16 protein-coding genes are annotated in these 14,107 nt (G+C 34.2%); 8 read left to right on the forward strand and 8 right to left on the reverse strand.

Going from position 1 to position 14,107, the window contains the following annotated elements:
* The first annotated feature begins 87 nt into the window (after positions 1-87).
* From hisH to corA, 6 genes are all read left to right on the forward strand, one after another.
* A complete protein-coding gene (gene hisH / locus JMA43_RS10095) occupies positions 88-681 on the forward strand; it encodes an imidazole glycerol phosphate synthase subunit HisH (protein ID WP_342156414.1) in 594 nt (197 codons plus the stop codon).
* 54 nt (positions 682-735) lie between these two features.
* Positions 736-1,464 (forward strand): 1-(5-phosphoribosyl)-5-[(5-phosphoribosylamino)methylideneamino]imidazole-4-carboxamide isomerase, encoded by a 729-nt coding sequence (gene hisA, locus JMA43_RS10100; protein WP_342156416.1) that lies wholly within the window; start codon positions 736-738, stop codon positions 1,462-1,464.
* On the forward strand, positions 1,464-1,673 hold the full coding sequence (locus tag JMA43_RS10105; protein ID WP_342156417.1) for an alkylphosphonate utilization protein: 210 nt from the start codon (positions 1,464-1,466) through the stop codon (positions 1,671-1,673). The genes hisA and JMA43_RS10105 overlap by 1 nt, the downstream gene beginning before the upstream one ends.
* Complete coding sequence (hisF, locus tag JMA43_RS10110; RefSeq protein WP_342156419.1) at positions 1,673-2,428, forward strand: imidazole glycerol phosphate synthase subunit HisF; 756 nt, start codon at positions 1,673-1,675, stop codon at positions 2,426-2,428. The genes JMA43_RS10105 and hisF overlap by 1 nt, the downstream gene beginning before the upstream one ends.
* A gap of 19 nt (positions 2,429-2,447) precedes the next feature.
* Complete coding sequence (gene hisIE, locus JMA43_RS10115) at positions 2,448-3,044, forward strand: bifunctional phosphoribosyl-AMP cyclohydrolase/phosphoribosyl-ATP diphosphatase HisIE (protein WP_342156420.1); 597 nt, start codon at positions 2,448-2,450, stop codon at positions 3,042-3,044.
* Between the two features lie 65 nt (positions 3,045-3,109).
* On the forward strand, positions 3,110-4,204 hold the full coding sequence (gene corA / locus JMA43_RS10120; protein WP_342156421.1) for a magnesium/cobalt transporter CorA: 1,095 nt from the start codon (positions 3,110-3,112) through the stop codon (positions 4,202-4,204).
* 203 nt (positions 4,205-4,407) lie between these two features.
* Here the strand turns inward: corA and JMA43_RS10125 are convergent, their stop codons facing one another.
* The 4 genes from JMA43_RS10125 to epsC all read right to left on the reverse strand — a co-directional run bounded on the left by JMA43_RS10125 (position 4,408) and on the right by epsC (position 7,834).
* Positions 4,408-5,238 carry a sulfite exporter TauE/SafE family protein gene (locus JMA43_RS10125; RefSeq protein WP_342156422.1) on the reverse strand — a complete coding sequence of 277 codons (831 nt, stop codon included), beginning with the start codon at positions 5,236-5,238 and terminating at the stop codon, positions 4,408-4,410.
* Between the two features lie 93 nt (positions 5,239-5,331).
* A complete protein-coding gene (locus JMA43_RS10130) occupies positions 5,332-6,153 on the reverse strand; it encodes a sulfurtransferase (protein ID WP_342156423.1) in 822 nt (273 codons plus the stop codon).
* A 12-nt stretch (positions 6,154-6,165) separates the two neighbouring features.
* Positions 6,166-7,053: a cysteine synthase CysM gene (gene cysM, locus JMA43_RS10135; RefSeq protein ID WP_342156424.1), complete on the reverse strand. Its 888-nt coding sequence runs from the start codon at positions 7,051-7,053 to the stop codon at positions 6,166-6,168.
* Positions 7,046-7,834, reverse strand: coding sequence for a serine O-acetyltransferase EpsC (gene epsC / locus JMA43_RS10140; protein WP_342156425.1), 789 nt, complete (start codon positions 7,832-7,834; stop codon positions 7,046-7,048). The genes cysM and epsC overlap by 8 nt, the downstream gene beginning before the upstream one ends.
* A 215-nt stretch (positions 7,835-8,049) precedes the next feature.
* Between epsC and JMA43_RS10145 the strand changes: the two genes are divergently transcribed.
* On the forward strand, positions 8,050-8,727 hold the full coding sequence (locus JMA43_RS10145; protein ID WP_342156426.1) for a DUF2461 domain-containing protein: 678 nt from the start codon (positions 8,050-8,052) through the stop codon (positions 8,725-8,727).
* Positions 8,728-8,765: 38 nt separating this feature from the next.
* Here the strand turns inward: JMA43_RS10145 and JMA43_RS10150 are convergent, their stop codons facing one another.
* Positions 8,766-9,212: a transcription elongation factor gene (locus tag JMA43_RS10150; protein WP_342156427.1), complete on the reverse strand. Its 447-nt coding sequence runs from the start codon at positions 9,210-9,212 to the stop codon at positions 8,766-8,768.
* 191 nt (positions 9,213-9,403) lie between these two features.
* Positions 9,404-9,811, reverse strand: a complete 408-nt coding sequence (locus JMA43_RS10155) for a glyoxalase (RefSeq protein WP_342156428.1) — start codon at positions 9,809-9,811, stop codon at positions 9,404-9,406.
* 145 nt (positions 9,812-9,956) lie between these two features.
* On the opposite strand from JMA43_RS10155, the gene JMA43_RS10160 reads away from it, so the two are divergent.
* Positions 9,957-11,309, forward strand: a complete 1,353-nt coding sequence (locus JMA43_RS10160; protein WP_342156429.1) for an NAD-dependent succinate-semialdehyde dehydrogenase — start codon at positions 9,957-9,959, stop codon at positions 11,307-11,309.
* 353 nt (positions 11,310-11,662) lie between these two features.
* On the opposite strand, the gene JMA43_RS10165 is transcribed toward JMA43_RS10160, so the two are convergent.
* Positions 11,663-12,952: a mechanosensitive ion channel family protein gene (locus JMA43_RS10165; RefSeq protein WP_342156430.1), complete on the reverse strand. Its 1,290-nt coding sequence runs from the start codon at positions 12,950-12,952 to the stop codon at positions 11,663-11,665.
* Positions 12,953-13,148: 196 nt separating this feature from the next.
* A complete protein-coding gene (locus tag JMA43_RS10170; RefSeq protein ID WP_342156431.1) occupies positions 13,149-14,012 on the reverse strand; it encodes a sigma-70 family RNA polymerase sigma factor in 864 nt (287 codons plus the stop codon).
* Positions 14,013-14,107 lie beyond the last annotated feature (95 nt).

The following is a 14,107-nucleotide window of genomic DNA, read 5'->3' on the forward strand; positions in this document are numbered from 1 at the left end:
TTAAATATTTGATTATTAATTTTTTAAAAAATCAATATAAATAAAATCTATAATGGTTTTTTAGCTAAAAAGTTTTAAAAAATAAAAGTGAAGATAGTAATTATAGATTACGGAGCAGGAAATATTCAGAGTATAAAATTTGCTTTTCAACGCATAGGAATTACACCGATTTTGTCGGATCAAGCTGAAGAAATTTTAAAGGCAGATAAAGTAATTTTTCCAGGAGTTGGAGAAGCAAGTAGCGCCATGGAAAAATTAAAATCGACTGGTTTGGATGTTTTAATTCCGAAGTTAACACAACCCGTTTTAGGAATTTGTTTAGGAATGCAATTGATGTGTACTTCTTCAGAAGAAGGAGCAACCAAAGGGCTCGGTATTTTTGATGTGGAAGTTAAAAAGTTTGACGCTACTGTGAAAGTTCCGCAAATTGGTTGGAATCAAATTAAAGACTTGAAATCGGCTTTGTTTGATGGTATTTCAGAAAATGAATATATGTATTTGGTGCATAGTTATTACGCTCCTCTATGTGCAGAAACCATCGCAACTACGAATTATCAGCTAGATTATTCATCAGCATTACAAAAAAATAATTTCTACGGAACTCAGTTTCATCCAGAAAAAAGTAGTTTGGCTGGACAACGAGTGTTGGAGAACTTTTTAAAGTTAGATGTACAAGGTTAAAGCTACAATGCTTTACTTCGTACTTCTAACTTCTAATTTTTAACTTATTTTATAATGAGAATTATACCTGCAATAGATATTATCGACGGAAAGTGTGTACGGCTTTCAAAAGGGGATTATAACACAAAAAAAATATATAACGAACACCCTTTGGAGGTTGCAAAGGAGTTTGAAGCGCATGGGATTGAGTATCTTCATTTGGTAGATCTTGATGGTGCGAAAAGCAAGCATATTGTAAACTACAAGGTGTTGGAAGCCATTGCTACCAAAACAAGTTTAAAAATCGATTTTGGAGGCGGTTTAAAATCGGATGACGATTTGCGAATAGCCTTTGAAAGCGGAGCGAAACAAGTTACTGGCGGAAGTATTGCGGTTAAAAATCCAACTGTTTTTGAGCAGTGGATTGCAAGCTACGGAAATGATAAAATTATATTGGGTGCCGATGCTGATAATGAAAAAGTCGCTGTTTCAGGGTGGCAGGAAGCATCTACGGAAGAATTATTACCTTTTATCTCGAAATACCTTCAGAAAGGAATAGAATACGTAATTTGTACCGATATAAGTAAAGATGGAATGTTACAAGGTCCTTCGTTTGCTTTGTATAAACGAATTGTAGAAAATTCAGAAAAAATAAAATTAATAGCCTCTGGAGGGATTTCAAGCTTTGACGAGTTGCCAAAGTTAGCCGAAATAGGCTGTGAAGGAACTATTATCGGAAAGGCAATTTATGAAGGTCGAATTTCGTTAAAACAACTAGAAAATTATATTTTAAATTCAAACTAATGGAAGTAAAAGATAGTAATGGAAATGTATTGAACGATGGCGATTCGGTACACGTAGTAAAAGATTTAAAAGTAAAAGGGATGTCGAAAACTCTAAAGCGCGGAAATGTAATTAAAAACATTCGATTAACGGGTTCGTCAGACGAGGTGGAATGCCGTGTTGGTAAAAGCACCATTGTTTTAAAAACACAATATTTAAAGAAAGCCTAATGCTTACAAAACGAATTATTCCTTGTTTGGATATTAAGAACGGACGCACGGTTAAAGGCGTTAATTTTGTCGATTTACGTGACGCAGGAGACCCTGTTGAGTTGGCTAAAATTTATGCTGAAAACGGTGCGGATGAATTGGTTTTTCTAGATATTTCAGCAACTGAAGAACGTCGGAAAACATTAATCGATTTAGTACTTCGCGTAGCAGAACATGTAAATATTCCGTTTACAGTGGGTGGCGGAATTTCAGCGGTTGAGGATGTAGATGTACTGTTAAAGTCGGGTGCCGATAAAGTTTCGATAAATTCTTCCGCAGTTAAAAATCCGCAATTAATCAACGATTTATCAGCAAAATTTGGGAGTCAATGTGTAGTAGTAGCCATCGACGCAAAGCAAATTGATGGGCAATGGAAGGTGCATTTGGTTGGTGGGAAAGTTCCAACTGAAATCGATTTGTTTGAATGGGCAAAAGAAGTAGAAAGTAGAGGGGCAGGAGAGATTTTGTTTACATCGATGGATAACGACGGAACTAAAGATGGATTTGCAAATGAAGCTTTGGCAAAATTGTCTTCGCTTGTGAATATTCCAATTATTGCTTCTGGTGGTGCTGGAAAAATAGCGCATTTCACGGACACTTTTATTGATGGAAAAGCAGACGCCGCCTTGGCAGCCAGTGTTTTTCATTTTAAAGAAATTGAAATTAACGACCTAAAAGAAGTATTAAAAAGTAAAGAAATTCCTGTTCGCTTGTAAGCGTATAAAAACTAATAAAATGGAAATAGATTTTAATAAAAATAACGACAGCTTAGTTCCTGCAATTATTCAAGATGCAACCACACAAAAGGTTTTGATGCTTGGGTATATGAATGAGGAAGCTTATACCAAAACCATAGAAACGAATAAGGTTACTTTTTACAGTCGTACCAAACAGCGTTTATGGACAAAAGGCGAAGAGAGTGGTAATTTTTTAAGACTGATAAATATAAAGGTTGATTGCGATAATGATACACTTTTGGTGCAAGTAGACCCTGTGGGGCCAGTTTGTCATAAAGGAACTGATACGTGTTGGGAAGAAGCAAACGAAGCTAACTTCGGATTTTTATCACGTTTGGAAAATATTATTACGGACCGAAAAGATAACCCAGAAAATGAGCAAAGTTATGTGGCTACTCTTTTTAGAAGTGGAATTAATAAAATTGCGCAAAAAGTAGGGGAAGAGGCTGTAGAAACTGTTATCGAAGCCAAAGACGACAATCAAGATTTGTTTTTAAATGAAAGTGCCGATTTACTTTTTCATTACTTAATTCTTCTTCAAGCAAAAGGTTTTAAATTGAAAGATGTTACTAAAATATTAGAAAAACGTCATTAATCTTCTGAAGCTATAATCTTCTTTTATTTCTATTGCCTATATTTATAAATATTCAATTTTAATGTATGTCGAAGAAAAAGAAAATCAATCTGAAAAAGGTCATCAGAAAACCATTTAAATCACTCGAAAAAATTGGGAAAGCACCAGGAACTGTAACTTATATGGGGCTTCGAAAAGATGGAGTTTATAAGGTTTCTGTAACCGATTATGCTGACGATTTTTACGAAACTAAAGACTTGAAAAATGTTGAAGAAGCCTTTAAGTTTAGAGACACCGATACAGTTTCTTGGATAAATGTACAAGGATTGAGTAATGAGGCAGAAATTGAAAAACTAGGAAAGTATTACAACATCAATCCGTTAGTTTTAGAAGATTTGGTAAACACCAATCAGCGTCCTAAAATTGATGAATACGACGATTATGTTTTTTGTGTGCTGAAGATGTTGTATCTCGATGATAATTTTCAATTGGTAACCGAGCATATCGCTATCATTGTTACAGCACATGCTGTTTTACTTTTTCAAGAAGTTGAAGACGATGTCTTTCAAGGCGTTCGAGATCGATTGGCAAATAAATACGGACGTATTCGCTCGCGTGGTGCCGATTATCTATTCTTCGCATTGATAGATGCAATTATCGATCAATATTTTGTGATTTTAGAGGATTTAACTAATCAAATTGAATTGTTGGAAGAGCGGGTATACAGCGACCCAGAGCCTGAAATAGCAAACCAAATTCAAGCTTTACGTAAGCGCGTAATGGCTATTCGAAAAAACATTTATCCAGTAAAAGAAATCACAAATAGATTGGTTAAAACCGAGCATCCTTTGTTTCACCCTGAAACAAAACTTTTCCTGAGCGATGTACACGACCACAGTATACAAATCTATGAAACGCTCGAAATGCTTCGAGAAATGAGCATGAGTTTAATGGAAATGTATATGAGTAATGTGAGTAACAAAATGAACGAAGTGATGAAAGTATTAACCATTATGGCAAGTATTTTTATTCCGCTTACGTTTATTGCTGGGATTTATGGGATGAATTTTGAATACATGCCAGAGTTGCATCATCGAAATGCATACTTTATTGTATTGGGAATAATGTTTGTTATTTTGATTTTGATGCTGATTTATTTCAAAAGGAAGAAATGGCTTTAATGTTTTTTGAATCTGAAATGTATCATACCAAGATTAAAATGTCAGGTATAGTCTGTCTTTGTTGGCATACAGACGTAGTAGTAGAGACCCTAACTTAAAGCTTGTTAAGCCAAATAACCTCTCGACTCCGCTCGAGGTGACAGTTTATATTGAATCTTTCAAATAGTATTTTCAACTATCAACTATCAACTATCAACTATCAACTATTTAATAATAAAGTTCGACATCATCACTAATCCTGCTAAAACTAACCCCATACCGATTAGTTTTTCGAGTGTTTTGTTTTTCATTTTTAAATTGAGGCGTTGTCCGCCAATTGCTCCAGCTGTAAACCCGAGCATTATTGGCCAAGCTTTATCTAGTTCGATATGACCTAGCATAAAATGACTAAAAGTTCCTGTAGTACTCGTAATCACAATCATAAAAAGAGCAGTAGCAGTTGCTATTTTAGCAGGCATTTTAAATACTTTTAGCATGATGGGCGTTTTCAAAAAGCCACCACCAATTCCAAATAATCCAGCTAGAGTTCCTGCTAAGAGTCCGAAAAACAACACCATCCAAACACTAAAACGGTAGGCTACGTGATTTTTATGATTTTTAATGATGTATCTAGGATGATACTTATTCAGTTTGTAAAAAAATCCATTTTCTCTTTTTTGTTTTTTTCTTTTTAAGAAGAAAGAAATTCCTAGAAATAAAACTAAAACAGCAAAAAGGACTTCTAATCTTTCAGCAGAAATATACGAAAGCAACAAACTACCAACGATGACTCCGAAAATTGTTGGGATTTCGAGGAGAATTCCCATTCTAAAATCTACAAAGCCTTCTTTCCGATTGAGATACGTTGAGATTAAAGAGGAGGGAATAAGCGACATCATTACCGAACCAACTGCGGTAGTAAGCGGAAAGTGGAAAACTGTAATTAAAATTGGAACCATAAAAATACCACCGCCAAATCCAACTACAGACCCAAACATACTGATGGTAAAACTTATTAAAATAAGGATGATGGTAACGATTACGATTGTCTCCATAACTTTGCTGTATAAATGTATACAACAAAGTTAGGATAAATCTTTTGTAAGAAAATCTATTTACTTAATAGAGAGTATAATTACGATTGGGGACTAGTTTAGAAGTCTTTCTAAAGTTGCCCATTCTGTCCAAGATCCATCGTAAACTGATTTTTTACAGGTTATAATATCTTCTGAAGCTAATAATATAATACATGCCGTAACCCCAGATCCACATGAAAAAACTAATTCATGCGGCTTCATTTTTATAATTTTTTGAAAGATGAATTTTAGTTCAGCCTCAGATTTAAAGCTTCCATTTTCTAAAACATCAGTATATGGAATATTAATAGAATTTGGAATACAACCGCTTTTCAATTCTTTTCTAGGTTCCTCTTCCGTAGCATTATACCTTCCTTTAGATCTTGCATCAATAGTGATAATTGTTTGCGAAGAAAGATTTTCTTTGATAAATGAATAGCTTCTAAAGGCTTCAATTTTCCGAAAATCTATTTTAAAATTATTATTAGTTGAAGGAGTTTTGTAATTATCCACTACTTTATATCCGTCGGAAATCCATTTTCTGAGTCCTCCGTTTAGCACATAAATTTCTTCGAAACCTATAGTTTTAAACATCCACCAAACTCTAGGGCTAGCATAAATCCCATCTACATCATAAACAACAATTATGCTATTTTTTTTGATTCCAAGATTAGAACATCCTTTTTCAAATTTTTCTACGGATGGAAATGTATTTGGAAATATTGCTTCTGTATCGCTAAACTTATTCTTTAAGTCAAAATATTGTGCATTTTGTATACATTTTCCATTTAATTGTTCTGGAATTTTAGAAGGTAATGTAGCGTCAAGTATGATGAGATTTGGTTCATCAATTCTTTCAGCTAGCCAAGCTGTGGAAACAACATTTTTATTCACAACAAGAGTAATTTAATCAAACAAATCAGAGGATAAATAACGATCACCTCGATCACAAATAATAGCAACAATTACTCCGCTATCTAGTGTCTCGGCAAGTTTTAGCGCTGCAGCAACAGCACCACCGCTACTCATTCCTGCAAAAACACCTTCTTTTTGAGCAAGCTCTTTAGCCATGTTTCTCGCTTCTAGTTCACTTACTTCAATAATGGTATCTACTTTTTTCGGATTGAAAATTTTTGGAAGATACGCTTCTGGCCATTTTCTAATTCCTGGAATTTTAGCTTCATCGGCGGGTTGTACACCTACAATTTGTACATCTTCATTTTGTTCTTTTAAATAAGTAGAAGTCCCCATAATTGTACCTGTAGTTCCCATAGAGGAAACAAAATGGGTAATTTTTCCGTCAGTATCTTTCCAGATCTCTGGACCTGTAGTTTTGTAATGTGCCATCCAATTATCGTCGTTTCCAAACTGGTTCAGCATTACATAGCCTTCATTTTTCACTTTGTTTTCAGCATAATCTCTTGCGCCTTCAATTCCAACATCAGTAGGAGTAAGGGTAAGTTTTGCACCATAAGCACGCATGGTTTGCACACGTTCTTTGGTAGAATTTTCTGGCATTACTAATTCCAAATCTAAATGAAAAAGACTCGCAATCATAGCAAGAGCAATACCTGTGTTTCCGCTAGTAGCTTCGATTAGTTTGGTTTCTTTGGTAATGTCGCCTCTATCGAGTGCACTTTTAATCATGTTGTAAGCAGGACGGTCTTTTACACTTCCGCCAGGGTTATTTCCTTCTAACTTTAAAAGTAATTTTACGTTTGGATTTTTTATTAAGACTTCGGCTTCAACCAAAGGTGTGTTTCCTATTTGTTCTAAAATGGAGGTACTATTCATTTGTAACAGTTTTTATTTTAATATCTGGGGTGTGCGAAACAATGGAGTTGGCAGGGATTGACTTTGTAAGCCATACATTTCCGCCAATTACGCTATTCGCGCCAATTACGGTATCGCCTCCTAAAATGGTAGCATTTGCATAGATGGTAACATTGTCTTCAATGGTTGGATGGCGTTTGGTATTTTGCAATTCTTTAGCAACATACAAAGCACCCAAGGTTACCCCTTGATATATTTTTACGTTATTTTTTATTACGGCGGTTTCACCAATTACCACACCAGTTGCGTGGTCTATAAAAAACGATTTCCCAATTTGTGCTCCAGGATTAATATCAACTCCTGTAAGTTTGTGTGCACATTCAGTCATTAAACGTGGTACCAATGGGAAACCAACTTTATAGAGTTCGTGTGCCAATCGGTAAATTGCGATGGCATAAAAACCAGGGTAACACAAATAGACTTCTTCTTGCGAGAGTGCTGCAGGGTCGTCGTTGGCAATTGCCTTGGCGTCGTAATTTAAAAGTTCTAAAATCTGCGGAAGTTTTGCAATGTAATTATCCCACAACTTAGCACATGGTTTTTCAACATCCCAGCACGCCAAATCTACCAATTCTTCAAAAGTAGCTTCGAGCTTTTCCATGTTTTTCTCAACAGGAGTTTCAGCATCAAAAAGCGTATAAAATAAAATATCGGTAAACTTTTCGGTAGTTTCTTTAAGCCTAAATTTAAGGTTTGGCTGTTGTTTGTGCTTTTCTATACTTTCAATAATAGCTGTTTTCATACACTGCAATTTGCATAATTATGCGGTTCTATTTCAATTGTGTTTCAATTTCCGAGAATAAATCGGTTTCAAAAAAGTTTTCCTATATAATTTATAACTCTAATTACTCGGTAGACTAACTTCTTAATTGATATTTCAAAATTAAGAATAATTACTACTCAAACACATTCAATTTGCATAACTTTAGCGAAGTTTATACAAAATTACTAAGTCGTATGTCTGCCACACACATTTCACCAAGTGTATATAATTTTTTAAATCAGTTAAAAGAAAACAACAATAGAGATTGGTTTAACGAGCATAAAGATGAGTTTAAAGCGTCTCAACAGTTGGTTAAAAAGTTTTTTGCTGAATTATTTGAAACCTTTCAGAAATATGATGAAGTAGACCAAGTTAAGTTATTCAGAATTTACAGAGACGTTCGTTTTTCGGCAAATAAGCAACCTTATAAAGAGCATTTTTCTGGAACTTTTAGCAGAAAGAAACCTCAGTTAAGAGGCGGATATTATTTACATTTTGAGCCAGGAAATACTTTTTTAGCTTGCGGATTTTGGGCTCCAGAGAAGGAGGATTTAAACAGAATACGGAAAGAGTTTGAAATTGATGCAACCGAAATAAGAGCAATTGTAAATGCACCAGACTTTAAAAAAGAATTTGGAAGTTTAGAAGGCGATGAACTTAAAACCGCTCCGAGAGGCTTTGATAAAAATCACCCAGCTATCGACTTGATTAAAAAGAAGCAATACATCGTAACCAAAAACTTTACAGATAAAGAGGTGATGAGTCCCGACTTTCAGGAAAAAGTAATTGAAGCATACAAAACAATTCGCCCATTTTTTGATTATATGAGCGATGTTTTGACAACCGATTTAAACGGAGTTTCGTTAATCTAAAAACAAGGTTTTTTAAGATTGACTACCTGAGAAAAGTATTAATGAATCGTTACAACTTTAAAAACATTGTTGTTAAAAGTAATAGATTCGCCTACTTTTTTACCCATTAATAATTGCCCTACGGGAGCTTCCTTTGAAATTGCAAAATACGTTTTATCGTTGAGTGTAATTTTACCTAACGGAATGGATAAGAAAAAATTTCCGTTACTGCATTCCACCAAACTCCCTTGTTTTACAGTTTCGTTGGTTTGAAAAATATCAACTTGTTTTAATTTTGTTTTTAGCGCATTTGCTTCGTCAAGGTATTCCAAAGTTTTTGTAAAGTTACTTCCGTAGCCACTGTTTCCGCTACCTTCATCGTCATCACCTTTAGATTTGTCTTCATTTTCAACAGACTCTTTTATGATGTTTATTTCTGTTCGGTAACGCTCAATACGTTCATTTAGAATATCTAAACATTTACGATATAGTTGTTCTTTAATCATTTTAATAAATTCAAAATTAACCTATTACAGTGTCCAAACGACAATGTTTTTCACGCAAGGTGATGCTCAAAATCTAATTACTTTTTACCGTCTTTCATTTAAAAAAGTCAGTGAAAAATAAGTAGCATTGAGAAGGCTAAATTAGTGTTTAATGCGTTTCTTTTCTCAAAAAAATGCGTTAAGAAATGTTTTTATACAAAGACTTCATTTTCCAATAGTTGAATTTGGTCTTTTAGTCTCTCAACAACAATATTCATCATTCTTTTGTTTAAGGCAGACGAGTTTTCGATGTAAATCAAATACTCATCTACAGTAAATTGCCCAATAACAATTCCTTTTAAAGAATTTCTAAATTTGATGTCTTTCTGAATTGCATTTTCAATGTATTGAAAGCGTTTTTCCAACGAAAGCGTAAAGAAAACCCCCTTATGCTTGTTGGCATAATTTTTAAAAGCTTCTAATAATAAATCGTTTTGTAGTTTAATAACTGGTCGTAAAGTAGTGTTTTGGAAACGCTCATCTTTACTCATCGATTCATAAACAATTGCTGAAGGAATTTCTGGACGTACACTAAGTAAATCCGATGTTCTCGTGTCCATAATAGTGAAGTTTTCTTAAAGGTATAAATTTATAAAGCTCTTAAAATTGAATTGATTACATAGTTTTCAACGATGTTATAAACAAATAACATTCTTTTAAGAGAGGAAGCTTTTGTAAATATTTAATTTAGTAGAAAACTTACAAATGATACATTCTATAAATCCATATACAGGCGAAAAAATATACAGTTTTACTGCTTTAACGACTTCGGAAGTTGATGAAAAAATTGAATTTGCAGACCAAGTCTTTAAGGATTGGAAGCAAACTTCATTTACACATCGTGCCGAATTAATGCATAAAACTGCCCATATTTTAAAGCAAAATGCTGAAAAATACGGACGTGTTATTTCCGAAGAAATGGGGAAACCTATTACGCAAGCTATTGCAGAAGTTGAAAAATGCGCTTGGGTTTGCGAATATTATGCTGATAACGCAGCTACTTTTTTAGCTTCAGAAACTATCGAAACAGATGCACAAAAAAGCTTTGTATCTTATGAGCCACTTGGAGTTATTTTGGCAGTGATGCCTTGGAATTACCCTTTTTGGCAAGTGTTTAGGTTTGCGGCACCAACTTTAATGGCCGGAAATGCTGCGGTATTAAAACACGCATCGAATGTAATGAAGAGCGCTAGTTTGATACAAGAAATTTTTGAAGAAGCAGGTTTCCCAAAAGGACTATTTCAGAATTTAATAATCGGCAGTAAAGCGGTTGAAAACGTTATTAGAAACAACAAAATTAAAGCTGTTACTTTAACTGGGAGTAAGCCTGCTGGAAGTGCTGTTGCAAGTGTTGCTGCGGAAGAAATTAAAAAGGCAGTTTTAGAACTAGGAGGAAATAATGCTTTTATTGTTTTGGAAGATGCAAATATTGATGAAGCAGTTAAAGTTGGAATTAACGCAAGATATCAAAACACGGGGCAGAGTTGTATTGCTGCAAAGCGACTGCTGTTACATGAAAAAATAGCCGATAGCTTTCTGGAAAAATATATAACCGAAGTAAAAGCGCTAAAAAGTGGAAATCCGCTAGAAAAAGATACGTATATCGGAGTTATGGCAAGAGAAAGTTTAGCAGAAGATATAGAAAAGCAAGTAGATAAATCGGTTGCAATGGGAGCAACAGTACTAGTAGGAGGTAAACGTGAAGGAGCATACTATCCGCCAACAGTTATTAGTAACGTTACAGATGAAATGCCTGTTTTTAAGGAAGAAACTTTCGGACCTGTAATTGCGGTAAAAACGTTTAAAACTACAGAGGAAGCCATTGAAATTTCTAATAACTCTGAATTTGGATTGGGCGTTTCTCTTTTTACTGAAAATACAGACGAAGCTTTGAAAATTGCACCACGATTTAATGAAGGCGCTGTGTTTATAAACGAGTTGGTAAAATCGGATCCAAGATTACCATTTGGAGGTGTTAAAACTTCTGGATTCGGAAGAGAGTTAAGTTCGTTTGGTATAAAAGAATTCGTAAACATTAAAACAGTATACGTTAAATAACTTGATTTTGGCGTATGAATATTGAATATGAGGAGAAATTGACCTATTTAAAAAGCATTGAAAACCAAGGAAGCAGTAGGGACTAATATATAAAAAGCTGTTTGAGCGTAGCGAGTTCTTTTTATCTGTGGCGGTTGTTTCCGTAGATTTTCTGATGCTTTTTTAATCCGTCTTGACTTTTTTGTTTCGTTTTTGTGTCAAGACAAAAATGAAAGCAATATTAAGTAATTAAAATACAGATAGTTAAAATTCCTCTGTTTCTGTTGTGTATATCTAACTGAGGTTAAACAACAAAACTGTCTCCAATTGGAGACAGTTTTGTTTATCAATCAATATAATTTCGTAGTTATTAATTATATCTTTTTAATATCAGAAAGTTTATTAATGTCTGAGCCAGAAGGTGACTCGTATATTTCAAGGTCAAAATGTGGAACAGCAGCAATAATGTGCTCAAAAATATCGGCCATAATACGTTCGTAATTCTCCCAACGTTTATCGCTTGAAAAAACATAAATTTCTAACGGAATTCCTTGCGCAGTAGGAGCGAGATGCCTTGTCATCATTAACATGTCTTTGTTGGTTGCCGAATGATTTTGAAGGTATAAATCGCAGTATTTTCTGAAAACTCCCAAATTGGTTTGGTTTCTCCCGTTTACAATATTTAACTCTTTGTCGTAGCCTTGCTCTTTGTTATATTTATTAATATCTCTTTGACGATGATCTAAATATTGTTGAATGGCTTGAATGCCACTATATTTTTCAATGTCTTCTTCAGTTAAAAACTTTACACTACCAGCTTTAATAAATATGGAACGCTTTATTCTTCTACCACCGCTTTCTTGCATGCCTCGCCAGTTTTTAAACGAATCAGAAATAAGTGCGTATGTTGGAATGGTGGTTATTGTATAATCGAAATTTCTAACTTTTACGGTTGCGAGGTTGATTTCTACTACATCTCCATCAGCGCCGTATTTTTCCATCGTAATCCAGTCTCCAATTCTAACCATATCGTTGGCAGAAGTTTGGATGCTCGCTACAAATCCTAAAATGGTATCTCTAAAAATTAAGAGTAAAATTGCCGAAGCCGCTCCTAAAGTGGTTAAGAATTTTAAAATGGAAAGTCCCGTAAGTTCCGAGAAAACAAATATTAACCCAAAAAACCATATAAAAATGATAACCACTTGCGCATAACTGTCGAGTGGCTTATCGTAAAATCTATCGGTAGTTCGAAGGTAATTTTTGGTAGTTCTTACAATACTTCTCAAGATAAAAACTACAAGTAAAATGAGGTAAATATCTGTTGCTTTGGTAAAAAAGTTTAACAAAGCGTGGAAATCAACAAAAATAAATGGGATTAAATTTTTGATGATGATAAACGGGATAATGTGCGCAATGTATTTTGGAAAATTACTTTTTACCAAATAATCGTCAAAGGTGGTTTTGCTTTTGTTTGTAAAAGCTAAAAAGAATTTAATTACGAAAGTTCTCAGTAGTAAATCTATTGCATACACTACTGCAGCAACCACGATTACATTTAAAATAAGGTTGAGTTTTTGAGCTGTTCCGATGGCATAACCTTGCTCGAGGAGCCAATCGTGAAAATAGCAACTTATTTGAGATAAAAACTCTTGATTTTCTTCCATAGAAATATTAATTCGGTGCAAAGTTAGAATAAATTATAGAGTCACGATTTATTTAGAATTTTATTTTTTTCAATCCTTCAAAATCCTATTGTTTTGATAGTATACGAAAAAAAATCCTGTTTGGATGAAACAGGATTTTTTATGAATAAACTCTATGTATTCTAAGAAGCTTTGTGAGTTACTCCTAAGTAGTTGACTAACCTAAGTACATTTTTAATATTTTACTACGAGAGTTGTGGCGTAGCCTACGAATTCCTTTTTCTCGAATTTGACGAACACGCTCTCGTGTTAAGTCGAAAACATCACCAATTTCTTCAAGTGTCATAGGTTGTTGGTCGCCTATTCCGTAGTTCAATCTAATTACATCTGCCTCACGTGTTGTAAGTGTTTCTAAAGCTCTGTTAATTTCTATATTTAAAGAATCGTGTAACAAATCTTTGTCTGGATTTGGCGATTCTCCCGAGCGTACAACATCGTATAAATTAGAAGTTTCCCCTTCTTTCAAAGGCGCATCCATAGATACATGCCTACCAGAGTTTCGCATCGACTGTTTTACATCTTTAACCGTCATGTCGAGCTCTTTGGCAATTTCTTCTGCGGAAGGAGCTCTTTCGTGCTCTTGTTCTAAAAAGGAATATGCTTTATTGATTTTATTGATAGACCCAATTTTATTGAGCGGTAAACGTACAATTCTAGATTGTTCTGCCAAGGCTTGTAAAATAGATTGGCGGATCCACCAAACTGCATACGATATAAACTTAAAACCACGAGTTTCGTCAAATCGTTTAGCAGCTTTTACAAGTCCTAAATTTCCTTCGTTAATTAAATCTGGAAGTTTTAACCCTTGATTTTGGTATTGTTTGGCTACAGAAACTACAAAGCGCAAATTAGCTTTTGTCAACTTTTCTAAAGCAATTTGGTCTCCTTCTCTAATACGTTGTGCTAGTTCTACTTCTTCATCGGCAGTAATCATATCAATTTTACTGATATCTTGTAGGTATTTGTCTAGCGATTTGGATTCTCGGTTGGTTACCTGCTTTATAATTTTAAGTTGTCTCATATATATTTTCCTGTATTTTGATAATAACCTAGCATTAGTACGATTTTTTTTTCAGAAAAACAAATATAAATACTTATTAATGTGTTTTATATCAA

This window comes from Joostella sp. CR20 (assembly GCF_038433465.1).
GTDB lineage: Bacteria > Bacteroidota > Bacteroidia > Flavobacteriales > Flavobacteriaceae > Galbibacter.

Excerpts from the sequence above, each read along its gene's own strand:
- hisA (WP_342156416.1), top strand. The coding sequence starts at position 736 with ATGAGAATTATACCTGCAATAGATATTATCGACGGAAAGTGTGTACGG.
- JMA43_RS10105 (WP_342156417.1), top strand. The coding sequence starts at position 1,464 with ATGGAAGTAAAAGATAGTAATGGAAATGTATTGAACGATGGCGATTCG.
- hisF (WP_342156419.1), top strand. The coding sequence starts at position 1,673 with ATGCTTACAAAACGAATTATTCCTTGTTTGGATATTAAGAACGGACGC.
- hisIE (WP_342156420.1), top strand. The coding sequence starts at position 2,448 with ATGGAAATAGATTTTAATAAAAATAACGACAGCTTAGTTCCTGCAATT.
- corA (WP_342156421.1), top strand. The coding sequence starts at position 3,110 with ATGTCGAAGAAAAAGAAAATCAATCTGAAAAAGGTCATCAGAAAACCA.
- JMA43_RS10125 (WP_342156422.1), bottom strand. The coding sequence starts at position 5,238 with ATGGAGACAATCGTAATCGTTACCATCATCCTTATTTTAATAAGTTTT.
- cysM (WP_342156424.1), bottom strand. The coding sequence starts at position 7,053 with ATGAATAGTACCTCCATTTTAGAACAAATAGGAAACACACCTTTGGTT.
- epsC (WP_342156425.1), bottom strand. The coding sequence starts at position 7,834 with ATGAAAACAGCTATTATTGAAAGTATAGAAAAGCACAAACAACAGCCA.
- JMA43_RS10145 (WP_342156426.1), top strand. The coding sequence starts at position 8,050 with ATGTCTGCCACACACATTTCACCAAGTGTATATAATTTTTTAAATCAG.
- JMA43_RS10150 (WP_342156427.1), bottom strand. The coding sequence starts at position 9,212 with ATGATTAAAGAACAACTATATCGTAAATGTTTAGATATTCTAAATGAA.
- JMA43_RS10155 (WP_342156428.1), bottom strand. The coding sequence starts at position 9,811 with ATGGACACGAGAACATCGGATTTACTTAGTGTACGTCCAGAAATTCCT.
- JMA43_RS10160 (WP_342156429.1), top strand. The coding sequence starts at position 9,957 with ATGATACATTCTATAAATCCATATACAGGCGAAAAAATATACAGTTTT.
- JMA43_RS10165 (WP_342156430.1), bottom strand. The coding sequence starts at position 12,952 with ATGGAAGAAAATCAAGAGTTTTTATCTCAAATAAGTTGCTATTTTCAC.
- JMA43_RS10170 (WP_342156431.1), bottom strand. The coding sequence starts at position 14,012 with ATGAGACAACTTAAAATTATAAAGCAGGTAACCAACCGAGAATCCAAA.